The sequence below is a fragment of the Arthrobacter sp. USHLN218 genome (genome assembly GCF_037144715.1).
Taxonomy (GTDB): Bacteria; Actinomycetota; Actinomycetes; order Actinomycetales; family Micrococcaceae; genus Crystallibacter.
In genome coordinates this window covers 305,308-327,351 of the sequence record NZ_JBBCYT010000005.1, presented here as the reverse complement: position 1 = coordinate 327,351, position 22,044 = coordinate 305,308, and the positions used below count along the sequence as shown (strand labels likewise).

19 protein-coding genes and 1 pseudogene are annotated in these 22,044 nt (G+C 68.3%); 12 read left to right on the top strand and 8 right to left on the bottom strand.

Annotation, left to right across the window (positions count from 1 at the left end; all coding sequences use genetic code 11):
* Positions 1–69: 69 nt before the first annotated feature.
* The 4 genes from WFH44_RS13880 (at position 70) to WFH44_RS13865 (ending at position 6,340) form a co-directional block, all read left to right on the top strand.
* On the top strand, positions 70–2,298 hold the full coding sequence (locus WFH44_RS13880) for a glycoside hydrolase domain-containing protein (RefSeq protein WP_336714503.1): 2,229 nt from the start codon (positions 70–72) through the stop codon (positions 2,296–2,298).
* Positions 2,295–3,599, top strand: coding sequence for a glycosyltransferase (locus WFH44_RS13875; protein WP_336714502.1), 1,305 nt, complete (start codon positions 2,295–2,297; stop codon positions 3,597–3,599). Before WFH44_RS13880 ends, WFH44_RS13875 begins: the two co-directional genes overlap by 4 nt.
* A 196-nt stretch (positions 3,600–3,795) precedes the next feature.
* On the top strand, positions 3,796–5,952 hold the full coding sequence (locus WFH44_RS13870) for an amylo-alpha-1,6-glucosidase (protein ID WP_336714501.1): 2,157 nt from the start codon (positions 3,796–3,798) through the stop codon (positions 5,950–5,952).
* A 163-nt stretch (positions 5,953–6,115) separates the two neighbouring features.
* A complete protein-coding gene (locus tag WFH44_RS13865) occupies positions 6,116–6,340 on the top strand; it encodes a hypothetical protein (RefSeq protein ID WP_336714500.1) in 225 nt (74 codons plus the stop codon).
* A gap of 390 nt (positions 6,341–6,730) precedes the next feature.
* On the opposite strand, the gene WFH44_RS13860 is transcribed toward WFH44_RS13865, so the two are convergent.
* Positions 6,731–7,927: a hypothetical protein gene (locus tag WFH44_RS13860; protein WP_336714499.1), complete on the bottom strand. Its 1,197-nt coding sequence runs from the start codon at positions 7,925–7,927 to the stop codon at positions 6,731–6,733.
* Positions 7,928–8,192: 265 nt separating this feature from the next.
* Here WFH44_RS13860 and WFH44_RS13855 point away from each other — a divergent pair, with 265 nt between their 5' ends.
* From WFH44_RS13855 to WFH44_RS13835, 5 genes are all read left to right on the top strand, one after another.
* Positions 8,193–8,951, top strand: coding sequence for a type 1 glutamine amidotransferase domain-containing protein (locus tag WFH44_RS13855; protein WP_336714498.1), 759 nt, complete (start codon positions 8,193–8,195; stop codon positions 8,949–8,951).
* 32 nt (positions 8,952–8,983) lie between these two features.
* Positions 8,984–9,538, top strand: coding sequence for a dihydrofolate reductase family protein (locus WFH44_RS13850; RefSeq protein WP_336714497.1), 555 nt, complete (start codon positions 8,984–8,986; stop codon positions 9,536–9,538).
* Between the two features lie 28 nt (positions 9,539–9,566).
* Positions 9,567–10,190 carry a class I SAM-dependent methyltransferase gene (locus tag WFH44_RS13845; protein ID WP_336714496.1) on the top strand — a complete coding sequence of 208 codons (624 nt, stop codon included), beginning with the start codon at positions 9,567–9,569 and terminating at the stop codon, positions 10,188–10,190.
* A gap of 132 nt (positions 10,191–10,322) precedes the next feature.
* Complete coding sequence (locus WFH44_RS13840) at positions 10,323–11,006, top strand: DUF4352 domain-containing protein (RefSeq protein WP_336714495.1); 684 nt, start codon at positions 10,323–10,325, stop codon at positions 11,004–11,006.
* Positions 11,007–11,318: 312 nt separating this feature from the next.
* Complete coding sequence (locus WFH44_RS13835; RefSeq protein ID WP_336714494.1) at positions 11,319–12,740, top strand: FAD-binding oxidoreductase; 1,422 nt, start codon at positions 11,319–11,321, stop codon at positions 12,738–12,740.
* A gap of 43 nt (positions 12,741–12,783) precedes the next feature.
* Here the strand turns inward: WFH44_RS13835 and WFH44_RS13830 are convergent, their stop codons facing one another.
* From WFH44_RS13830 to WFH44_RS13810, 5 genes are all read right to left on the bottom strand, one after another.
* Positions 12,784–13,017, bottom strand: coding sequence for a zinc-ribbon domain-containing protein (locus tag WFH44_RS13830; protein WP_336714493.1), 234 nt, complete (start codon positions 13,015–13,017; stop codon positions 12,784–12,786).
* 97 nt (positions 13,018–13,114) lie between these two features.
* Positions 13,115–13,333 (bottom strand): hypothetical protein, encoded by a 219-nt coding sequence (locus WFH44_RS13825; protein WP_336714492.1) that lies wholly within the window; start codon positions 13,331–13,333, stop codon positions 13,115–13,117.
* Positions 13,334–13,446: 113 nt separating this feature from the next.
* On the bottom strand, positions 13,447–14,463 hold the full coding sequence (locus WFH44_RS13820) for a TIGR03842 family LLM class F420-dependent oxidoreductase (protein WP_336714491.1): 1,017 nt from the start codon (positions 14,461–14,463) through the stop codon (positions 13,447–13,449).
* Between the two features lie 10 nt (positions 14,464–14,473).
* Positions 14,474–15,895: a dihydropyrimidinase gene (gene hydA, locus WFH44_RS13815; RefSeq protein WP_336714490.1), complete on the bottom strand. Its 1,422-nt coding sequence runs from the start codon at positions 15,893–15,895 to the stop codon at positions 14,474–14,476.
* A gap of 33 nt (positions 15,896–15,928) precedes the next feature.
* Positions 15,929–16,777 (bottom strand): nitrilase-related carbon-nitrogen hydrolase, encoded by an 849-nt coding sequence (locus tag WFH44_RS13810; RefSeq protein WP_336714489.1) that lies wholly within the window; start codon positions 16,775–16,777, stop codon positions 15,929–15,931.
* Between the two features lie 297 nt (positions 16,778–17,074).
* Between WFH44_RS13810 and WFH44_RS13805 the strand changes: the two genes are divergently transcribed.
* The 3 genes from WFH44_RS13805 to WFH44_RS13795 are packed head-to-tail and all read left to right on the top strand — an operon-like array spanning position 17,075 to position 20,054.
* Positions 17,075–18,076, top strand: coding sequence for a putative F420-0 ABC transporter substrate-binding protein (locus WFH44_RS13805; protein WP_336714488.1), 1,002 nt, complete (start codon positions 17,075–17,077; stop codon positions 18,074–18,076).
* Positions 18,073–19,158 (top strand): putative F420-0 ABC transporter permease subunit, encoded by a 1,086-nt coding sequence (locus WFH44_RS13800; protein ID WP_336714487.1) that lies wholly within the window; start codon positions 18,073–18,075, stop codon positions 19,156–19,158. The genes WFH44_RS13805 and WFH44_RS13800 overlap by 4 nt, the downstream gene beginning before the upstream one ends.
* On the top strand, positions 19,155–20,054 hold the full coding sequence (locus tag WFH44_RS13795; protein WP_336714486.1) for an ABC transporter ATP-binding protein: 900 nt from the start codon (positions 19,155–19,157) through the stop codon (positions 20,052–20,054). The genes WFH44_RS13800 and WFH44_RS13795 overlap by 4 nt, the downstream gene beginning before the upstream one ends.
* Positions 20,055–20,137: 83 nt before the next feature.
* On the opposite strand, the pseudogene cofE reads toward WFH44_RS13795, so the two are convergent.
* Both cofE and WFH44_RS13785 read right to left on the bottom strand, forming a co-directional pair.
* Positions 20,138–20,863 (bottom strand): annotated as a pseudogene (cofE, locus tag WFH44_RS13790) (coenzyme F420-0:L-glutamate ligase); the annotation flags it as partial.
* Positions 20,860–21,864 carry a TIGR03557 family F420-dependent LLM class oxidoreductase gene (locus tag WFH44_RS13785; RefSeq protein WP_336714485.1) on the bottom strand — a complete coding sequence of 335 codons (1,005 nt, stop codon included), beginning with the start codon at positions 21,862–21,864 and terminating at the stop codon, positions 20,860–20,862. The pseudogene cofE and the gene WFH44_RS13785, both read right to left, overlap by 4 nt.
* Positions 21,865–22,044 lie beyond the last annotated feature (180 nt).

The following is a 22,044-nucleotide window of genomic DNA, read 5'->3' as shown; positions in this document are numbered from 1 at the left end:
TCCACCCATGACAATCGACGCCACGCCGCGGGTGCCCGGCGAGCCCCCGCGGCCCGTGGGGAGCAGCCGGTGATAGAGCGGGTGGATCCGTTCATCGGAACGGAGATCACCGACCTGCCCGAGCCCACGGGCCTTCCCTCCACTTGGTGGTGGCCGAAACCCGCCGTGGGGAATACGCATCCGGGTGCCGCCTATCCGCTGGGCATGGTGTCGGCCTGCTCGTACTCGGGCGCCTACCCCACCGGCTACGGCCGCTACGACCTGTCCACCGAGGGCCTGCCGCCGACCATCCACGACCGCCAGGTGGCCTCGGGCTTCACGCATTTCCAGCAGTCCGGCACGGGCGCCATCCGCAAGTACTACAACTACTTCCGCGTCACCCCGATGCTCGAACCGCTGGATTCGCTCGGCCGGCACTGGGACCTGGACGAGGAACGCGCCGAGCCGGGTTGGTACGCGGCGACGCTGGATTCCGGCGTGCGCGCGGAAATCACCGTCGGGCCGAAGAGTGCCGTGCACCGCTACACCTTCCCGCGCCACCGCGACGCCCGGCTGGTGGTGGACTTCTCCCTCGGCGGCCTCTCGATTCCCTATGGCATCACCGTGCCGCTGCGGGCGCATCTGGAATCCGTCGGACCGGGCGTGGCCCAGGGCGAGATCGTGATGGAGGGCGCCCCGCTGGCCGTACACATCGAGTGCGACGCGCTGCAGTGGCGGCAAATGCTCTGGTACGACCGGCGGCTGATGCCCGGCGGCACCCGGCTGGACTTCGACCATATCCGTCCGACGACGCTGCGCCCCTTCGGGCTCATGTGGGCCGGCCCCAGCGAACCCGGCCAATCGGTGGAGCTGCGGTTCGGCTTCTCGCTCCGCGGCGTGGCGCAGGCCGAGCAGAACCTGCACCGGGACTGCGGCACCGGCCCGGGCCGCTTCAGCGCCCGCCGGGCCCAGACCAACGAGGCATGGAAGGACCACCTGCGCCGGGTCAAGGTGGACGCTCCGTCCCGGGACCGGCAGACCATCTTCTCCACCGCCCTGTACCACTCGCTGATCAAACCGTGCCTGGCGGAGAACGAGAGCCCGTTCTGGCCGGCCCGCGGCCCCTTCGCCTTCGACCTCTGCACGATGTGGGACATCTACCGGACCCAGCTGCCGCTGCTGACCACGCTGCTGCCGGGGCGCGCCGTCGAACTTGGCCATGCCCTCCTGACGATCTGCGAAGAGGAAGGCAACTTCCCGATCGGCTACCGCATGGCCCGCGGCGAAGACCGGTTCTCCCGGCAAGGCAGCGCCCTCGCCCACACCTTCCTGGGCGACCTGTGCCAGCTGGAGCTGCCCGGCATCGACTGGGACTGGGCGCTCGTCCACATGCACAACGACCTGCGCCGGACCTACGGCGAGGACTACCTGGTCGCGGGCCTGGCCCATCCGATCAGCCACACGCTGGACCTGGCGCTGGGCTACTGGTGCACTTCGAAGGTCGCCCGGCACGTCCAGGACAACGCCCTGGCTACCGAGTTCCAGCCCCTCATCCGGCATTGGGCCAACGCCTTCGACCCGGCCACCGGCCTGCTCGTCGACTCCACGTACTACGAAGGCAGCAAGTGGAACTACTCGTTCCGGTTGCTACCGGACATGGCCGCCCGGATCCAGCTGGCCGGCGGCGACGGGCCGTTCATGGCACTGCTGGACCAGTTCTTCGGCGTCGGCGCGGACCCGGTCAAGCAGCCCGGGCTGCGGCCCTCGGTCGAGGAACTGCTGGCCGGCTACTCGCTGGGGCGCTTCGAAGGCCTGAACAACGAGCCGGACATGGATGCTCCGTGGGCCTACCAGTACGCCGGCCGCCCGGACCGGACCGCCGGCGTCGTCCACGACATCGTGCACCAGCAGTTCGGCACCGGCCGCGGCGGCCTGCCCGGCAATGACGATTCCGGCGGGCTGAGCTCCTGGTACGTCTGGGCGTCCCTCGGCCTGTTCCCGGTCGCGGGGCAGAACCTGGTGCTGGTCAACGCCCCGTCCTTCCGTGAAGCCACCATCAGCGTCGCCGACAAGTCCCTGGAAATCCTCACCCGCGGCTTCAGGGAACCGGAACACGGAGGCCCGCCGCAGTATGTCCAGTCCGCCGAGTTCAACGGCAAGCCCCTGGAACGCAGCTGGCTCCGGGGCAACGAACTGCACCGCGGCGGCCAGCTGGTCCTGCATCTCGGTCCGGACCCGTCCGGCTGGGCCACCGCCAACCGGCCGCCCTCGGATTCCACGTCAAACCCGTCGACACCCTCGGAGGTACTCGCATCATGACCCGACAGCCTGTGAACCGCCTGGTCATCGTTGTCCGCGCCGATCCCGTAATCTGCGGCCATTCCGGCGAGGCCCGCAACCTGGCCGAGGCCGCCCGCGAGCGCGGCTTCGACGAAGTCCGCATCGTCACCTGGCCCATCGAACGGCTCGAAGCTACCGGCCTGCCGCTCAAGCCCCTGGACGGCGTCCTGCCCTACAGCGACGGCATTAGCGTGGAGCGGCCGGAACCCGTGGGCGATTACAAGGTCCCGGACGGCCGCTACCTCGCGGGGCTGACCGGCCGCCTCATCGAATTGTTTACCGACGGCGTTCCCACCGTCTGCCTCTCCCTTTACCTCAGCCCGCACACCGTCGCGGTGGCCGACGCCGTCCGCGCGGCCTGGAGCACGGGGCTACCCGTCAATGTCACGACCATCGCCGAAGCCGTCGGTTCCGACGTCACCAACGTGGTCCGCGCGTGCGTGACCGAAGGCCGCTTCGGCGCCGCCGCGCATATCCTCTCCAGCTACCTCAGCCAGGACCACTGCGTCGCCGTCTCCGAGTACACCCGGGACCTGATCATCGAGTCCGCGGCGCAGATCGATGCCCGCCACGGCACCGCGTTCGCCCCGCAGTGCAGGGAACGCATCGGCATCTCCTACCCCGCCATCAACACCGCCGCCTACCTTGACCTGGACCCGACCGAGCAGGAGCGCGTCCTCTCCACCCGCGGCCTGGCCAAGGACGGCTACGTGCTCTTCCTCTCCCGCCTCGCCGCGGCCAAGGGCGTCGACGACCTGATCCATGGCTTCGCATCCAGCCGCTCCGGCGCCGGCCTGAAACTCGTCATCGCCGGCCGCGGGCCGGAGTCCGCCCAGCTGCGCGACCTCGCGGCGGCATCCCCCGCAGCGGACCGGATCACCTTCCTGGACGACGTCGACGACGCCGAGAAGCCGCACCTGATGGCCGGCAGCGCCGCCTTCGTGCTGCCCAGCAAGCCGCGTCCGGAATTCGTCGAAACCTTCGGCATCGCCCTGGCCGAGAAAATGCTCGCCGGCGGCGGCCCCGTCATCACCGCCGACACCGGCGGCATCCGCGAGGCCGTCGGCGACTGCGCCGCCTTCGTCCCCGTGGACGATCCGGCAGCGATCGCCGCGGCGCTGGACCACGCCATCCTGGAGACCAACGCCGCCGAGCGCGCCGAACAGGAACGCCGGGCCCGCGAGTTCGCCCTGCAGTTCGACCGCGGCAACGTCTTCGACCGCATGTTCGACCTCCTGCCGGACGGCATCCCGGGCCTCGAACCAGCCATCCAGTCCTGAGGGCGCGCCGCTCCCCGCTATCCACGAGCTCGTGGATAGCGGGCCGGCAGGGCTTCCGCGTCACGGGTGCCAGCCATGCGGGGCCCCTGCGGTGCCGGCGCTGGTACTCGTGCGCAGACAGGCGTAGCGTCGAAAAAGCAGTGAGCTGAGCGCGACGCGCTTCCGCATCGCGACGGTCTGCGCAGAGGAGCCGGATATGGCCGGATGGAACGCTGACACAGCTGCGGGACCGCTCGGGGCCGGAACCGTCACCTTGGTGGAGGGGACTTCCTTCTGCATTTCCCAAGCGAACGGGAACATTCAACCAGGGCTGCCGCAAGGGGTCTTTTTCGAGGACACTCGCATCCTGTCCGGCTGGGATCTAACCATTGACGGCCAGCCGGTGGAGCCATTGGCCGCGGAGACGAAGGAACCCTACCGGGCAGTCTTCGCCGGCCGTGTTCCCCGCGCGGATGGCTACGCGGACACCCCGCTGATCGTGGAACGGCAGCGCGAAGTGGGCGCCGGCATCCTGGAACAGCTAACGATCCGCAACTACTCACTAAAGCCGGTCGCATGCGACATCCGCATCAGCGTCGAAGCCGACTTTGCGGACCTCTTCGAAGTGAAGGAGGCCCGTATCCACCGGCAGTGGGACGAAACCCGCGAACCCGGTGACGGCTCGCTGACCATCCGGGCTTCCTGGCAGGACTTCAGCAGGGGCGTTCTCATCACCGCTGAAGGTGCCAATGCCACAGTCGGGACTTTGACCTTCGATGTAGTTATCCCGGCACAAGGGCAGTGGACAACCCGCCTGAGTGCCGTGCCCATGGTTAATGGCAAGAGCCCCCTGGCACCGTTTGCACACCCGGCCCCGGGCGAACTGTCCGCCAGCGACCGGCGCCGGCAAGAATGGGTATCCAGAATTCCGGTGCTGCAATTGAGCAACCGCTCGATCGAACGGACCCTGCGGCGCAGCTACGACGACTTGGGCGCCCTGCGCATCGAAGATCCGGCCCACCCCAAGAGGATTATGGTTGCTGCCGGCGCGCCCTGGTTTATGACCCTATTCGGTCGCGACTCGCTCTTGGCCTCGGAGATGGCCCTCCCGGTGGACCCGTCACTGGCCCTGGGCACCCTGCAGACCCTGGCGGAGCGCCAGGGAAAAGTGGTCGACCCGGCAAGCGAGGAGGAGCCGGGAAAGATCCTGCATGAGGTCCGGCTGGGTGTCTCCAGCGGGCTGGCACTGGGCGGCAAGTCCGCCTACTACGGCAGCGTAGACGCGACGCCATTGTTCGTGATGGCGCTGGGATCAGCCAGCCGATGGGGCTTTGCCAGGGAAACTATTGCAGCGCTGCTGCCGCACGCGGACCGGGCGCTGGAATGGATTTACACCTATGGGGACAAAGACGGCGACGGCTTTGTCGAGTACCAACGCCTCAACGACCAAGGACTCATCAACCAAGGGTGGAAGGACTCCTGGGACGGAATCAACTTCGCCGATGGCACGCTGGCCGAACCACCGATCGCCCTCTGCGAGGTGCAGGCCTACGTCCACGGCGCCTATATGGCCCGCGCCTGGATGGCCTACGACGCCGGCGACGTTGACCTGGCGGCCGAACTGCGCGACCGCGCCTCGCAGTTGAAGCGTCGGTTCAACGAGCAGTTCTGGCTGCCGGACAAGGGGTACTACGCTGTCGCGCTGGACAAAGACAAGCGCCCGGTCGACTCCTGTGCCTCGAATATGGGGCACTGCCTATGGTTCGGCCTCATCGACGAGGACAAGGCCCCCCAAGTAGCCGAACGGTTGATGTCACCGCAGATGTTCAGCGGCTGGGGCGTTCGCACCCTCGCCTCCGACATGGGCGCCTACAACCCCGCCAGCTACCACAACGGTTCCGTCTGGCCCCACGACAACGCATTGATCGCGGCCGGGCTACTACGCTACGGTTTCGTCGCAGAGGCACAGCGGATCGCCACCGCCCTGCTGGACGCGGCCGAATACTCCGGCGGCAGACTGCCTGAACTCTTCTGCGGCTTCAACCGGACACAGTTCACGGCGCCCGTACCTTACCCAACCGCGTGTTCCCCGCAGGCCTGGGCAGCAACCACGCCCATCTTCCTGGTGACAAGCCTCATGGGCTACGACGCGCATATTTCCCTCGGATCCATCTGGATAGACCCTGCACTCCCGGAGTCCTATGGCAACCTCCACATTGCCAACGCACCGACCGGAGCCGGGCCGATCACTATCGATGTCGCAGCCACAACCGCCTCCATCCAGAATCTGCCTGAAGGCCTGGCCCTCCACCGCGGACACCGGCCATGGATAACCGAACTCGTTGCGAAGGCGAAACTTCGCCAGGAGGAATAGGGCGGCAACAAGGCCTCACTGGAACCGGCCCGTTTTGAGTTGCGGACAGTGATCAACGCCATATCGGGTCGCGCCATCGGAGCCGCCGCGTCGGCCAGATAATTTGAAGGAGCACCTCCGTGCCAGGGCTTTCGCCCGTCCCTTCCAGTCTCCAGGACAGACCATGTTTTCCCTTGCCGCGATCCGCCGCGCCGTCGCGTCCGACGCAGCAACCCCGGTCATTCTCGCCGTCTTCTACACCGTCGTCCTCTCGGCCGGCGCGGTAATCCTGGCCACGGGCGGCACCAGCACCTCGGGCGTCCTGATCGGTGCGCCGCTCGCCACCGCGGCCTGCATCCGCCTGGTCCAGCTGGGTTCCGCGGCCGTGCGGCGCTTCACGAATAGGTAGCTCCCGGCAACGCGGAGAAGTACGACGGCGGGGTGCCCCGCCTTCGTGGCGGGGCACCCCTCAGCTCGTGGTTACCAATCCCAAGCCTTCATGGGTCTCACCCTTTCCAAGGTACTCCGGCCGGGCCGCCAGGCGCGGCGGCGTTCGGCAGATGAATGTTCGTCAGGTCCGCATCAGGGCGGTGGCCGGCAAGCGGCCCGCAGAGGGCAGCGTCCAGTGGAGCAGTGGCCCGTGCGCGGGTTGCGGCCGGCCCCGCGGACATCGGCGCGTGACCGCGGCTACCGGGGCGAAGCCGGTCCGTTCGCGGCCCGGGCGCTGAGGATGCCGGGGCTGGGTGCGGGAGTGTCGTGCGAGAGCCGCCTGTCCAAAACCACGACAGGCCGGGGTGGATCAGTCGGGCGTGGAGCCAGGATCGAATGCCGGGGAAGCGGGCAGGGCTGTGCTGTCCGCGGTCCGGGTCAACAGGCTGGCAAGCTCAAGGTTCGGCCCGTCCGCCAGGAAGGCGTCGGCCGATGCGGGACCGGCAGCTCCCGTACCGGCGCTTCCCGTGCCGCCGTTGGCGGTGGGGACGGAGCCGGAAGGAATGCCGCCGAAGTTCAAGGGAAGCACCGCGGGGCTATCAATCGCACCAATCGACGGCGCGGCTAAACCGGAGCCTGCGACGCCTGGAAGGTCCTGGTAGCTCAGTGGCCGGGGCCGCGGCTGGCTCGCTAGGGTGCCGGAGTCGGGACGAGTCAAGGTGGCCGTAGCGGATTCTTCTGTGTTTGCCTCGGCACCTGCTGGCACAGCCGGCGACGGCGGCATCTGGGTGACGGCCGCTGCGTCGGGTTCCGTAAGGCCAGGTCCGGGTACAGGATTGCCGGCCTGGTCGACAGGTTCCGTAGGTGGAGGCTCAGCCGGAGGATCGGAAGATTCCTCGGGTGCAGTTGGCATGGACGGAGCCCCTGGCAGCAAAGGCAGCTCAGGTAGTGCCGGCGCCACGGGGTCGGTCACGGGACGGAGCGTATCCGTCACTGGTTCGAGCACCTCGGTCACCGGCTCGATCACTGGGCGCAGCTGGTCCGTCACCGGCGCCAGCACCTCGCCCACCGGTTCGGTCACCGGGCTGAGCTGGTCCGCCACAGGCTTGAGCGCTTTGCCTACCGGCTCGGTCACCGGGCTGAGCTGGTCCGCCACAGGCTTGAGCGCTTTGCCTACCGGCTCGGTCACCGGGCTGAGCTGCTCCGTGACGGGCTTGAGCAGTTCACCCGCAGGCTTCGTCACTGCGCCGGCGGGTTCGGCGACGGCGTCGACGACGGGTTCGACGAGTTCCACGGGGGCTTCGATGAGAGCACCGACTTCGGCGACAGGGGCGAGGTTCGCAGGCGCGATGACTCGGACTGTCGGAGCGATGACCTGGGCTGCCGCTGTTCCGGCCGGGGCCGCAGCGTCTTCCAATTCCGCTGCGACCCCGGCCGGCAAACCTTGGGCATCCAGATCCGCGGCCTCCGCCGTCGTCGTTGCGAGAAGAGTCCAGCCGAGGGCACCGAGGCCGGCCGCGATGCAGACGCGCGCGGCGGCGGCCGAAACGGCGATGCGAAATGCCACGGCCCCTCCCCCCCGGCAAAACTCCCCAAATTCCACCCATTCGCCCCACCGGCCGGTGGAACGTGAAACCTATGAAAGCACTCTCCCGTCAGCTTGTAAATGGGTCAATCGGTGCCGTTGACGAACCCCCATGTCAGCGCCAAAAGCGCGCCTGCCCTTGTCCTGCTTTCCCGTCCCGGACTAGCCTTCCAATAGCCGGTCTTCCCCTACACAGCTCACCAATCAGCGGGCCTCTCCGGCATGGGCCGGCGAGGAGGAGCAGCACATGGCACGGATCCTGATGGTCGTCTCGGCCGCAGATTCACTGACGATGAAGGACGGGACGGAGCATCCCACCGGCTTCTGGGCCGAGGAGCTGGTCACCGCGCACCGGCTGCTCACCGAGGCCGGCCACACCGTGAACATCGCGACGCCCGGCGGCAAGAAGCCCACCGTGGACGCCATCAGCCTCGACCCGCAGAGCGCGGGCGGCCAGGCCCAGGCGGACGATTTCGCCGCCTACCTCAAGGAGATCGAGCCGGAGCTGTCCGCGCCGCTGGTGCTCTCCGAAGTCAGCGCGGACCATTACAACGCGATCGTGCTGCCCGGCGGCCACGGGCCCATGGCGGACCTCGCCTCGGACGCCAACCTCGGCCGGCTGCTGGTGGAGGCGGACCGGGAGGGCATCATCATCGCCCCGTTCTGCCACGGCCCCGCTGCCCTGCTCAGCGCCACCAACGACACCGGGGATTTCGCTTTTGCGGGCAGGAACCTGACCGTCTTCACGGACGAAGAGGAACTGGGCGGCGGCACCGGCGACAACACTCCGTGGCTGGTCGAATCCACGCTGCGGGACGCCGGCGCGGTCGTGCAGGCAGGTCCCGCGTGGCAGCCCAACCTGGTCCGCGACGGCAATCTGATCACCGGGCAGAATCCGGCCTCCAGCGAGATCGTGGCCAGGGAAGTCCTCGCCGCGCTCGGCCCGGCCCCGGAGGCCGCGCAGGACGACGAGGCCGACGACGAATTGGACGAAGACATCCAGTAGCATCCAGCAGCACTCGCAGAAGGAGCGACACAATGCGACGAGTCACCTCCGGCCTGTTCCACTCGGTCGACGGCGTGGTCCAGTCCCCCGACCAGTGGCAGTTCGACAGCTTCGACGAGGAGCTCGGCGCCGGCATGGGCGACTTCATGAACCGGTCCGACACCGTCATCCTGGGCCGCACCACCTACGAGGAATGGGCCGGCTACTGGCCCACCGCCACCGACGAGTTCGGCGGGTTCATCAATCCGGTGCAGAAGTTCGTCGCCTCCCGGACGCTCAGCGGCGACCTCGAGTGGCAGAACTCGCAGCTCATCGACGGCGGCCTGGAGGACTTCGTCCGCGAGCTGAAGCAGGGCGCCGGCGGCGACATCGCCGTCTGCGGCAGCATCTCCGTGGTCCGCCAGCTGCTCTTCGCCGGCCTCCTCGACTCCCTCACGCTGATGCAGCATCCCGTCGTCGCCGGCAAGGGCAAGCGCCTGTTCGAACCCGGCGATCCCACCACCCGCCTGGTCCTGCAGGACTCGCAGGTCACCAGCAAGGGCAACGTGATCATGCAGTACGGCCTGCGCGGCGAGAACCTCAACTAAACAACGACGGCGGAAGGCAGCTTCGCGGATGGGCTTCAGGAGCGCGCTGTTCGCCTCGCGCTATGACTCGGCCACCCGCCACATGGAGGAGACCGAGCTCGGACGCCGCCGGGCGGCACTGCTGGCCGGGCTGACCGGCGACGTGCTCGATGTCGGGGCCGGGACCGGCGCGAACCTGCCGTACTTCCCGCCGTCGTGCACGGTCACCGCCGTGGAACCGGACCCGCACATGCGCCGGCGGCTCGAGGAGAAGGTCGCCTCGGGTGCCGCCGGCGCTGCAGTCTCCGTCTCCGACGGCTCGGCCGAGGCCCTGCCCGCCGCGGACGGAACCATCGACGCCGTCGTCTTCACCCTCGTGCTCTGCACCGTCCCCGACCAGCCCGCCGCACTCGCCGAAACCCGGCGCGTCCTCAAACCCGGCGGCCGGCTGCTCTTCCTCGAACACGTCCGCGGCATCGGCCGGCACGCCAAGGCCCAGAACCTGCTGCGGCCCCTCTGGTCCTTTGCCGCCCAGGGCTGCCAAATCAACCGGGACACCCCCGCCGCCATCGCCGCCGCCGGCTTCGCCGTGGACCTGCAGGAGCAGTTCAGCCTCGACCCCGCGTGGCTCCCCGTCAACCCGTTCGTTGTAGGCACCGGGACTGTCACATAGCAGCAGGCGCTCTTAGGCCGGAGAAATTCGGCAGCGGGCGATCGTAATTCGGTACCTGCTATATGCATTTCTGCCAATCGCGGGATACTGGTTAAACATTAAATGCAGTCTCATCCGTCCTGGAGGACCAAAATGACTGAGAATAATTTGCCTTCAATCGGTCCGAAACGTGATGCAAAGGCGCAGGCGAAAGCGGATAAGGCCTACAAGAAGGCCACACGCCCTTGGTACAAAAAGAAGCGGTTCATCTTTCCCTTGGCTCTCGTCGCCCTCATCGCAGTCATCACCGCTATGAGCGGAGGCGGCGGCTCGGACAACACAGCCAATAATGCGTCAACGACGAACAACAACACTCCTGCCGCTGAAAACCCCGACGATCCAGCACCGGCAGAAGCACCAGCGGAAGACCAAGCAGAGGAGCCAGCTTTCCCGGGCGCGCAGTCCAGCGACGTGATTGGGCAGGCTGGAGATGAGCTCAAGCTCGGCGACGTGGCCGTCACGTCTTCGGCGTTGGCGGCAGGCGACGCCACTTTTGGCGAGACGTTGTGCACCACAGTAAAGGTTGCCAACAATTCCTCGGAAACCATAGATTTCAACATTTTCGACTGGAAAATGCAGTCCCCAGGCGGCACGATTCTCAACACGTCTATCACCGGCACCGACAACTCAATTTCCACCGGCCAAATTGCCCCTGGCGGCAGCGCCAACGGCGACGTCTGCTTCGACGCGAAAGATGCCCAAGAAGGCCAGTACATCGTCTTGTACGAACCGATTCTGTCGTTCTTCTCAGATCGAGCTGCTTGGATCAATAAGTAACGTCAAATCATCAGGCTGAAGGCGCAGTCCCGCCGACGGGACTGCGCCTTCCTCCATTGCATGCCAAGGCTTCGAACTGGAATTTTTCCACGGCACAAGCCCCAATCTGGTCCGTTGTCCGGTTGACGGGCCGCACTTAGAATGACGACCACCATGAGCTGCTCCGGCGCATTGCGCTGGACCGTGACCGGGCGGGGCGCCTGAGGACCGCGGGTCCGATGTGAGGTGCACATCCGGCAGCGCCGGAAACGGCGAGAGCCATCCACGGTTGGAGCAGGGGCGGCGGCCCCTTGGCACGGAACGGGCAGACCGATGAACACAGGTCAATTTGGGGACGAGGACGGCGGGATCGACCGACTCCTGGCGGAACTGGAGGAACGGATCGCCGGCTCGGTGATCCAGCCGCAGGATCCGGGGTATGACGATGCCCGCGCGGTGTGGAACGGCATGATCGACCTGCGTCCGCGGGCGGTTGTCAGGGCCGGGGCGGTTTCTGATATCGACGCCGTGCTCGACGCGGCCAGGCGCAGCGGCCTGCCGCTGGCCGTGCGCGGGGGCGGGCACAACATCGCGGGGCACAGCAATGTCGAGGGCGGTCTCGTCCTGGACCTGGGCCCGCTGCGGCGCGTGGAGGTCGATGCGGGGCGCCGGCTGGTGACCGTGGGTCCCGGCGCGACGCTGAGAGATGTCGACCAGGCGACGGCTCCGCACGGGCTGGCCGTGCCGCTGGGAGTGATCAGCTCGACGGGAGTTGCCGGGCTGACCCTCGGCGGCGGGGTGGGCTGGTTGACCCGTTCCAACGGACTGAGCCTGGACAACCTCGACTCCGCCGACGTCGTCACCGCCTCCGGGGAGCACCTGCGTGCGAGCGAGCAGGAGAACCCGGAGCTGTTCTGGGGGCTGCGCGGCGGGGGCGGGAACTTCGGCGTCGTTTCCTCCTTCACCTTCCGTGCCCGGCCGCTTCCGGCCGGCGTGCTGGGCGGCAACTTCTTCTACCGCCCGGAACACTGGAAGAGCGCGCTAGGTGCCTTCGACCGGTGGACGCAGGACCTGCCGGAAGAGATGAACCCGATTACTTCCTTCCTGGTCCTCCCGCCCGAGTTCGAAATGGGCGACGCCCCGTGGATGGTCGCCGGTTTCGCCTGGTCCGCGGAGAACCACGAGCCCGGCCTCGAGCTCATCGAACGGCTGCGCCAGGCCGCACCGCCGGACGCCGAAGAGGTCGGTCCCGTCGCCTGGCTGGAGTGGCAGTCTGCGATGGACAGCCTCTTCCCCAAGGGCTCGCGCGGATACTGGAAGAACGTCTCATTCTCGCGGCTGGACGAAGAGGCCATCGACGTCCTGGTCGGCTTCGCTTCCGAGGTGACGTGGGCCGGGACCGGAATCGACATCCACCACATGCAGGGGACCTTCGGGCGCGTCCCGGAGGAGGCGACAGCGTTTCCCAACCGCGCGGCGAAGTACTGGCTGAACATCTACGGGTTCTGGCAGGACGCGGCGGAGGACGCGCGGCTGAGCGACTTCGCCCGGAAGGCCCACGCCAGCATGCAGCCGTTCGCCGAGCACGGCCAGTACGTCAACTTCCTCGGGGCCGAACGCGGCCAGGACATGACCGAGGCGGCCCGCCAAGCCTACGGGCCGGCGACCTACGAGCGGTTGGTCGCGCTGAAGAACCGCTTCGACCCGGACAACCTGTTCCGGCTGAACCACAACATCGTGCCGGCGCCCGCCTGAACCCCCGTCGTCGTTCCCTTGGCGTTGTCCTGTCTGAGTACGGCTAGGCCCGGAGCAGCGCGTCCTTCTGCTGCCGGGACATGTCTGTGCGGCCGCCGCAGTTCGCGCAGATCGAGTAGTACTTGCGGCCGGTAGTGAAGAGCGGGACGAAGAAGACCGTGAACTTGCCGGACTCCTCGATGATGCGGTGCGGCCCGTACACGCCGCAGTAGGCGCAGGATCCGGGCCGCATGGTCAGGATGCGGGGCCGCCGGGTGAATCCGAACAGGATAAACAAAACGCTGCTCCTTGCTGGGCGGCAGGAAAAGGACCGGCCCGGCACCCCCCAAACAATCTGGTTCGTGCCGGGCCGGAGTCTGTAGTGGCCTGCGGGGTCAGAGACCGAACTTGTCCCCCAGGCCGCCGAGCTTCTCTCCCAGTCCACCGGGGAGCTTGCCGAGCAGGGCGTTGACGTCGATGCCCAGGTTGGACAGCAGGCCCGAGTCGCGCTCCGTGTCCACCTGGTCCGGCAGCTGCTGGTCCGCCTGATCCGCTTTGCCGGTCTCGCCGGTGGACCTCAGGAGGTCGAGGATCTGCTGCTTGTCGATCTGCATTACGCGCTCCTTGAGCATCAGATGATCAGGACGCTTACTACTCTGGCGAGGGCGGCGGCGGATGACAACCCCTTTTGCCAACTCCGGCCCCCTGAACCGCAAAAAACGGGCGCTCAGGCCTTGGCCACCACGTGCTCGCGCAGCGCGGGCATGATGGTTTCGCCGTAGACCCGCAGCGTCTCTTCCTTGTTGTCGTGCTGCAGGTAGCCGGCGAACTGGGTGACGCCGAGCGCCTTGAGCTTCTCCAGCTTCTCGATGTGCTGCTCCGCCGTGCCGAGGACGCAGAACCGATCGACGATCTCGTCCGGGACAAACAGCGTGTGGACGTTCCCGGCCCGGCCGTGCTCGTTGTAGTCGTAGTCCTGGCGGCCGGCGATGTAGTCGGTCAGGGCCTGCGGCACGGCGGAGTCCGAGCCGTACTTGGCCACGATGTCCGCCACGTGGTTGCCGACCATGCCGCCGAACCACCGGCACTGGTCCCGCATGTGTGCCACGTCCGAGCCGACATACATGGGCGCGGCGACGCAGAACTTGACGGCCATCGGGTCCCGGCCGGCGTTGGCCGCGGCCGTGCGGACCGTCTGGATCATCCATTCGGCGATGTCCACGTCGGCCAGCTGCAGGATGAAGCCGTCCCCCACCTCGCCCGCGAGCTTCAGCGCCATCGGGCCGTAGGCGGCGACCCAGACCTCCAGCCGGGACCCCTTGCTCCAGGGGAACTGGAGGGTGGCCCCCTTGTACTCGACCGGGCGGGAGTTGCCCAGCTCGCGGATCACGTGGATGGCCTCGCGCAGGGTCTTCAGGGTGGTCGGCGCGCCGTTGATCACCCGCACCGCCGAGTCGCCGCGGCCCACCCCGCAGACCGTCCGGTTGCCGTACATCTCGTTCAGCGTGGCGAAGGTCGACGCCGTGACGGTCCAGTCCCGGGTGGCGGGGTTGGTGACCATCGGCCCCACCTTGATGGTGCGCGTCTCGGCGAGGATCCGGCTGTGGATCACGTAGGGCTCCTGCCAGAGCAGGTGCGAATCGAAGGTCCAGACGTAGTCGAACCCGTGCTCCTCGGCCCTCTTCGCCAGCGCTACCGTGCGGGCGGCCGGCGGGTCGCACTGGAGTACCGTTCCGAATTCCATTCACTCGCTCCTAGATCAGGTACTGGCTGGGATCACGCCGCAGGAACCGGCCGTGCGTCTTGCTGCCCAGGTACTGGTCGCCGTCGACGATGATGCGGCCGCGGGACAGGACGGTGTCCACGTGGCCGTCGATCTCAAAGCCTTCCCAGGCGGAATAGTCCATGTTCATGTGGTGGGTTTTCTCCAGGCCGATGGAGGTGTGCCCGGCGGGGTCGTAGATGACGACGTCGGCATCGGCTCCCGGGGTAATCGCACCTTTCCTGCCGTACATCCCGAACATGCGCGCCGGCGTCGTACTGGTGATCTCCACCCAGCGCTCCAGCGAGATCCTGCCGTCCACCACGCCCTGGTACAGCAGGTTCATCCGGTGCTCCACCCCGCCGATGCCGTTGGGGATCTTGGAAAAGTCCCCCACGCCCATGTCCTTCTGCCCCTTCATGCAGAACGGGCAGTGGTCCGTGGACACCATCTGGAGTTCGTTGGTGCGCAGCGCCTGCCACATGTGGTCCTGGTGGTGCTCGTGCTTGGAGCGCAGCGGCGTGGAGCAGACCCATTTGGCGCCCTCGAAGCCGGGGGCGCCGAGCTGGTCCTCCAGCGACAGGTACAGGTACTGCGGGCAGGTTTCCCCGAAGACGTTCTGGCCGTTGCTCCGGGCTGCGGCCAGCTGCGCGACGGCCTGCTTGGCGGAGACGTGGACGACGTAGAGCGGGGCGCCGGTGAGGTTGGCCAGCATGATGGCGCGGTGGGTGGCCTCCTCCTCCATCTGCCAGGCGCGCGCGACTCCGTGGTAGTACGGGTCGGTCTTGCCCTGCGCGAGGAGCTCGGCGACCATGGCATCGATGGCGGGGCCGTTCTCGGCGTGCATCATGGTCATCAGGCCGGTCTCCGCGCCGACGCGCATGGCCTTGAAGATCTGCGCGTCGTCACTGTAGAAGACGCCCGGGTAGGCCATGAACATCTTGTAGCTGGAGACGCCCTCGCCGATCAGCCCCTCCATGGCCTTGAGCGAGTCGTCGTTGACGTCGCCGATGATCTGGTGGAAGCCGTAGTCGATGGCGCACTCGCCGTCCGCCTTCTCGTGCCAGGACTGCAGCGCGTCCATCACGCGCTCACCGTACTTCTGGATCGCGAAGTCCACGATCGTCGTCGTACCTCCCCAGGCCGCCGCCCGGGTTCCGGTCTCGAAGGTGTCGCTGGCCTCGGTGCCGCCGAAGGGCATCTGCATGTGGGTATGTGCGTCGATGCCGCCGGGAATGACGTACTTGCCCGCGGCGTCCAGCGCCTTGTCCACGGAGGACTTCAGGTCGTGGCCCAGCAGGGCGGACCCGGGGGCCAGCACGGCGGCGATCGTTTCGCCGTCGATCAGGACGTCGGCTGCCGCGCGGCCGGTGGAGCTGACCACGGTGCCGCCGGTAATCAGGGTTGTTGGCATGGCTGCTCCTCCTGCCGCTCGGACCTCTGCTGGTTACGGTGCGACGATCGGCCCGTACGCATCCGGGCGGCGGTCGCGGTAGAACTGCCAGTTGTTGCGCGCGGTCCGGACCAGGTCCATGTCCAGGTCGCGGATCAGCAGTTCCTCCTCCGTGCCGCTGCCCAGCTCGCCGACGTAGTTCCCCTGCGGGTCGGCGACGTAGGAGGTGCCGTAGAAGTTCACCGCCTCGTCTCCGAACTCGTTGGCCTCCGAGCCGACCCGGTTGGGCACCACCACGTAGTAGCCGTTCGCCGCCGCGGCGGTGGGCTGCTCGAGCTCCCACAGGCGGTTGGAGAGTCCGGGCTTGGAGGCGTTCGGGTTGAACACCAGCTGCGCACCGTTGAGGCCGAGGACGCGCCAGCTCTCCGGGAAGTGCCGGTCGTAGCAGATGTTCAGGCCGACCTTGCCCACCGCGGTCTCGAAGACCGGCCAGCCGAGGTTGCCGGGCCGGAAGTAGAACTTCTCCCAGAACTTGTCCACGTGCGGCAGGTGGTTCTTGCGGTACTTGCCCAGGTAGCTGCCGTCCGCGTCGATCACCGCGGCGGTGTTGTAGTAGATCCCGGGCTGTTCCTCCTCGTAGACCGGGAGGATGATGACGATGTGGTGCTCCGCCGCGAGCGTCGAGAAGCGCTCGGTCAGCGGCCCGGGCACCTGCTGCGCGAATTCGTAGTACTTGCGGTCCTGGACGATGCCGAAGTACGGCCCGTGGAAGAGTTCCTGGAAGCAGATCACCTGCGCGCCCTCCGCCGCGGCCTTGCGGACGAAGTCTTCGTGCTTGCGGACCATGGACTCTTCGTCCCCGGTCCAGGTGGTCTGCGTGAGTGCCGCCCTAACGATGGTCATCGACTGCCTCCGATATCCGGTCCTGCGCGCACAAGAACGCGTGCATCGATTCGTGCCTGAAACATTAGCCCCGCGAGGCTGGGAAAACCATGGTCTGGAGGCTTGGATCCTCGCCCGGCGCCGGTTAGCGAGCCTATACTCGGTGCCAGACCCGCCGGTTTCGTATGGCCGGCTCCCGCGGCCTGGATTTAGGCCGCCGGTCGCCGGCCGATGCCGGTTCCTTGCAGAGCGCCCGGCGCTGTTTCCGGATCCTGTCCAACCGTTCCGGACCGCCGCCGGCTGACGAACCGAGGCCCTATGCGCACTCCCGCCGTTTTCCTCCGGACCCTGCCCGTCCTGGCCGCTGCCTCCCTGCTGCTCAGCGGGTGCGGCGGCGGCCCCGCCCCGGCCGGCGCCGGCCCCGACGGCACCGCGGAGGCTACGGCGTCCGGCTTTCCGTTCACCGTGGACAACTGCGGGACCAAGGTGACGGTCAGCGCCCCGCCCGAGCGCGTGGTCACGATCAAGTCCACCAGCACCGAACTGCTGCTCGCCCTCGGACTGGGCGACCGGATCGTGGGAACGGCCTTCGCGGACGGCCCCGTGCCGGAGCGGTGGCGGCAGGACCTCCCGGTGATCGCCGAACAGCTCCCTGCCCAGGAACCGGTGCTGGCGCTGGAGCCCGACTTCGTCTACGCCGGGTGGGAATCGAATTTCTCCGCCGACGGCGCCGGCGAGCGCGCGGCGCTGGGCAAGCTGGGCATCAACACCTACGTCTCCCCCGCGGCCTGCCGGGAGCCGGGTTACCAGCCGGACCCGCTGACCTTCGACGGGCTGTTCGCGGATATTGAGGAGGCCGGCCGGATTTTCGGCGCCGGTGCCCAGGCGGACCGGCTCGTCGCCGAACAGCGCAAGCAGCTCGAGGCTGTAGAGCCGGACGGCAAGGGACTCTCCGCGCTCTGGTACAGCTCCGGGTCCGACACCCCGTATGTCGGCGGCGGCACCGGGGCTCCGCAGCTGGTGATGAAGGCGGCCGGGCTGCGAAACATCGCCGCCGACGTGGACCAGGCGTGGTCGCCGCTGTCCTGGGAAGCCGTCGCGGACCGGAACCCGGACGTGATTGTGCTGGTGGATTCCAGCTGGAGCAGCGTCAAGAAGAAGATCGGCGTGCTGGAGCAGCATCCGGTGATCTCGCAGCTGGACGCGGTCAAGGAGGCCCGGTACTTGGTGGTGCCGTTCGCGGCCTCCGAGGCCGGCGTCCGCAGCGTCGAAACGGTCCAGTCGCTGGCGGACCAGCTGGCGAAGCTGGAGGCACCATGAGCCTGCGCGAGCACAGCAGGCAGGAAACAACGACGGCGGTCCCCGCCCCCGCGGCCAGGGCACCGGGGTCGGGGGTGCTGTGGGGCCTGGTCCTGCTGGCCGCGCTGGCTGCCTCGGTGCTGGCCGCCGTCTCGTTCGGGCCGGCCGGCCTCTCGCCGCCGCAGGTCCTCGGTTCCATCCTCCGGCATCTGGGCCTCCGGCCGGAGCTGTCCGGCGCCGCGGGGCTGACGCCGATCCAGGACGCCATCGTCTGGGAGCTGCGGCTGCCACGGCTGCTCACCGCGGCGCTCGTCGGAGCCGGCCTGGCCGTCAGCGGCGCGGTCATGCAGGCGCTCACGCGGAATCCGCTGGCCGATCCGTACCTGCTCGGGCTGAGCTCCGGAGCGTCGCTCGGCGCCGTCGCGGTCCTCCTGCTGGGTGCCGCCGTGCTGCTGCCGGTGGCCGCGTTCGCCGGCGCGATGGCGGCGATGGTGCTCACTCTCGGACTGGCGTCGGCCCTCGGCGTCATCACGCCGACCCGCACCGTGCTCGCCGGCCTGGCCGTCTCCGCACTGGCCGCGGCGCTGACGTCCTTCATCATCTTCTTCTCCGCGCAGGGCGACTCCTACCGCGAGGTGCTCAGCTGGATGATGGGCTCGCTGTCCGCCGCCAGCTGGAGCTCGGTCGCGCTCGCCGGCATCGCCTTCGCGGCGGCGGGGCTGCCGGTGCTGCTGGCCGGCCGGATCCTCGATGGCTTCGCCTTCGGCGACACGGCGGCGGCGGTCCTCGGGCTCAACGTCAGCGCCGTCCGCTGGCTCCTGCTCGGCGGAACGGCGGTGCTCACCGGGGCCATGGTCTCGGTCAGCGGCTGCATCGGGTTCGTCGGCCTAATCCTGCCGCACGCCGTCCGGCTGCTGACCGGCGCACGGCACCGCGCCCTGCTTCCGCTGAGCGCCCTGGCCGGGGCCGTCTTCATGGTCTGGGCGGACACCTTGGCCAGGACGCTGTTCGACCCGCGGGAAATCCCCGTCGGCATCATCACCGCCCTGCTCGGCGCCCCGGTCTTCATCGCCATGCTCTGGCACAGGAGGGACGCGGCATGAGCCTCCGCGGAACGGGCCTCGAATTCCGGGCGGGCGGCACGCTGATCCTCGACGGGGTGGACTGCACCGTCCCGGCCGGTTCCGTCACCGGGCTGCTGGGACCCAACGGCGCCGGCAAGACGAGCCTGCTCCAGCTGCTGGCTGCCGTCGCAGCGCCGCAGGCCGGCACAGTCCTGCTGGACGGTGCCGACCTGCACCGCCTGCCGCGGAGGGAACGCGCCCGCAGACTGGCCTTCGTCGAGCAGAGCGCCGCCACCGACCTGCCGCTGACCGTGCTGGACGTAGTGCTGCTGGGCCGGATGCCCTACCGATCCCTGCTGGCCGGCACCGGCAGCGAGGACCTGCGCGTCGCCGGCCGCAGCCTTGGCTCGGTGGGGATGGAAGCGTTCGCCGGCCGCCGGTACTCCACCTTGTCCGGCGGCGAGCGCCAGCGGGTACAGCTGGCCAAGGCCCTCGCCCAGGAACCTGAGGTGCTGCTGCTCGACGAGCCCACCAACCACCTGGACGTAAGCGCCCAGCTGTCCACCATGGACCTGGTCCGGAACCTGGCCGCTGAAGGCGTGGGCGCGCTGGCCGCCCTGCACGACATCAACATCGCGGCCGCCTATTGCGACCACCTCATCGTGCTGCACCGGGGCCGGGTCGCGGCGGCCGGACCGCCCGGCGACGTCCTGACTCCTGCCCTGATCCGCCGGATCTACGGGGTGGACGCCGTCGTGCTCGACCACCCGCTCACCGGCAGGCCGCTGGTGGCCTTCAGCCCGTTGCCGGAGGCCGCGGCGCCCGCACCTTCGATCTCAGCGCCCGAGCGCACCGCTTCATCGTCGGATCCCGCACCGCGGCCCGCCTCGGCTGATTCCGCGCCGCGCGAACCGTCCGCCAGTCCGGCCTCGTAGCCCTGCCGGAAGCCTTCCCGCCGGCCCGCCTCGAAGCCTTCTTGCCGTCCTGCGTCCATCGCCTCGGCCGTGCCGAGGCGGAACATGTCCTGCTCCGCGGACCGGATGAGTGCAGCCGCACTCGCCTCCCCGAGGCTCGCCCCGCCGTCGTTATTCACCGCCGCGACCAGCCTGCCCAGCCCGCGCACCACGGCCACGGGGCAGCCGCTCGTCTTGCCCTTGACCAGGTCCGCGGCGGACGCGATCTCGTCCGCAACGGCGGTGACTGTGGCATTCAGCCGCCGGCCGGCGCTGTCCACGGAACCGCGGAGGTCCGCCAGCGCGGCCAGCCCGGCGACGCCGATCGCGGCGTCCGTCTGCCCGTTCCGCCAGGGCCTGCCGAGGGTATCCGTAATGACGACGCCGACGTTCACGCCGCAGCGCCGGTGCAGTTCCGCGCGGAGGGCGCGGGCGCTGGCGTCCGGTTCCAGCGGCAGCAGCAGGACCGTCCCCTCCGGCGTATTGCTGGCATCCACGCCGGCCGCGGCCGAGACGATTCCCAGCCGGTTCTCCACGATCCGGGTCGCGCCGTTCTCATGCGCACGCGTCGCGACCACCCGGACCGTCTCCGCGGTGATCGCCTCTTCCCGGTCCGCCGCCGGCAGCAGCCGGCCCTCCGCCTTGGACACGATCTTGGACGTCACGGCAAGGATGTCGCCGTCCTTCAGGTCCCCGCCCGCGGCCGCCTCGATGATGGCGGCAAGGTCGTCGCCGGCGGTGATTTCGCCGATCCCCTCGACCGCGAAGACCGACAGCGCGCGCGGACTCATCGGGTCAGCGCCGGGATGACGTTGGCGCCGAAAACCTCGATCCACTCGCGCTGGTTGCGGCCCACGTTGTGCAGGTAGATCCGGTCGAAGCCCAGATCGGCGAACTTCTGGATGGCGGCGCGGTGCACGTCCGGGTCTTCGGAGATGACCATCCGGCCCTCGAAGTCCTCGGGGCGGACGAGCTTGGCCATCTGCTCCAGCTCGAACGGCGAGCGGATGTCCGCCTTGGGGAACTTCATGCCGCCGTTGGGCCACTCGGTCATCGCATTGGACAGCGCCTCCTCGTACGTCGGCGCCCAGCTCAGGTGCAGCTGGAGCACCTTCGGCATGCCGGACGGATCCTTGCCCGCTTCCTTGGCCCCGGCGTCGAACCGGTCGAAGAGCATCCCCACCTTATCCAGCGGCGCCCCCACGGTGATCAGCCCGCCGGCGTGCTTGCCCGCGCGCTTGGCGGTGACCGGGCCCGCGGTGGCCACCAGGATTTCCGGCGGCACCTCGGGCATGGTCCACAGCCTCGTCGACTCCAGCTTGTAGTAGGTGCCGCTGTGCCGGACGTCCTTGCCCGCCAGCGAGCCCGCGAAGAGCTTGTTGATGATCTCGATCGCCTCGAACATCCGGTTGATCCGCTCCGGCGGCTCCGGCCAGTACTGCGCCACGATGTGCTCGTTCAGCGCCTCGCCGGAGCCCAGCCCCAGCCAGTGCCGGCCCGGATACATGGCGGCAAGCGTGGCCGAGGCCTGCGCGACCATCGCCGGATGCCAGCGGAAACTCGGGCAGGTCACGCCCGGCCCGATGTCCCCCGTGGTCCGTTCCCCCAGGGCGGTGAGCACGTTCCAGACGAAGGCCGACTCGCCCTGCGCCGGCACCCAGGGCTGGAAGTGGTCCGCCGCCATGACCCCGGAGAATCCGTTCCGCTCCGCATGCTCGGACAGCGCCACCGCCTCGGTGGGGTGGAACTGCTCGAGCATGGCCGCGTAGCCGACGGTCAGTGACTTTGCCATGACGGCATGATTCCACCCGGGGGTTGGGGAAACAATAGTGCCGCCTGCCCGGGACACGAGGGCCAGTCATAGCTTATTGCTATACCTAGGGGGCTCGTCTTACTTGTAGCGTATGTGCGCGCAATTCTAGGATCGCAGTGACCTGCCGCACATTGCGGCCGGAATCGTCTTCAGATCACT

What these genes read in the sequence shown, in the direction of transcription:
- hydA (WP_336714490.1), bottom strand. Translation starts at nt 15,895, where the DNA reads ATGCCAACAACCCTGATTACCGGCGGCACCGTGGTCAGCTCCACCGGC.
- WFH44_RS13795 (WP_336714486.1), top strand. Translation starts at nt 19,155, where the DNA reads ATGAGCCTCCGCGGAACGGGCCTCGAATTCCGGGCGGGCGGCACGCTG.
- WFH44_RS13805 (WP_336714488.1), top strand. Translation starts at nt 17,075, where the DNA reads ATGCGCACTCCCGCCGTTTTCCTCCGGACCCTGCCCGTCCTGGCCGCT.
- WFH44_RS13850 (WP_336714497.1), top strand. Translation starts at nt 8,984, where the DNA reads ATGCGACGAGTCACCTCCGGCCTGTTCCACTCGGTCGACGGCGTGGTC.
- WFH44_RS13875 (WP_336714502.1), top strand. Translation starts at nt 2,295, where the DNA reads ATGACCCGACAGCCTGTGAACCGCCTGGTCATCGTTGTCCGCGCCGAT.
- WFH44_RS13820 (WP_336714491.1), bottom strand. Translation starts at nt 14,463, where the DNA reads ATGGAATTCGGAACGGTACTCCAGTGCGACCCGCCGGCCGCCCGCACG.
- WFH44_RS13865 (WP_336714500.1), top strand. Translation starts at nt 6,116, where the DNA reads ATGTTTTCCCTTGCCGCGATCCGCCGCGCCGTCGCGTCCGACGCAGCA.
- WFH44_RS13835 (WP_336714494.1), top strand. Translation starts at nt 11,319, where the DNA reads ATGAACACAGGTCAATTTGGGGACGAGGACGGCGGGATCGACCGACTC.
- WFH44_RS13870 (WP_336714501.1), top strand. Translation starts at nt 3,796, where the DNA reads ATGGCCGGATGGAACGCTGACACAGCTGCGGGACCGCTCGGGGCCGGA.
- WFH44_RS13800 (WP_336714487.1), top strand. Translation starts at nt 18,073, where the DNA reads ATGAGCCTGCGCGAGCACAGCAGGCAGGAAACAACGACGGCGGTCCCC.
- WFH44_RS13785 (WP_336714485.1), bottom strand. Translation starts at nt 21,864, where the DNA reads ATGGCAAAGTCACTGACCGTCGGCTACGCGGCCATGCTCGAGCAGTTC.
- WFH44_RS13845 (WP_336714496.1), top strand. Translation starts at nt 9,567, where the DNA reads ATGGGCTTCAGGAGCGCGCTGTTCGCCTCGCGCTATGACTCGGCCACC.
- WFH44_RS13840 (WP_336714495.1), top strand. Translation starts at nt 10,323, where the DNA reads ATGACTGAGAATAATTTGCCTTCAATCGGTCCGAAACGTGATGCAAAG.
- WFH44_RS13825 (WP_336714492.1), bottom strand. Translation starts at nt 13,333, where the DNA reads ATGCAGATCGACAAGCAGCAGATCCTCGACCTCCTGAGGTCCACCGGC.
- WFH44_RS13855 (WP_336714498.1), top strand. Translation starts at nt 8,193, where the DNA reads ATGGCACGGATCCTGATGGTCGTCTCGGCCGCAGATTCACTGACGATG.
- WFH44_RS13810 (WP_336714489.1), bottom strand. Translation starts at nt 16,777, where the DNA reads ATGACCATCGTTAGGGCGGCACTCACGCAGACCACCTGGACCGGGGAC.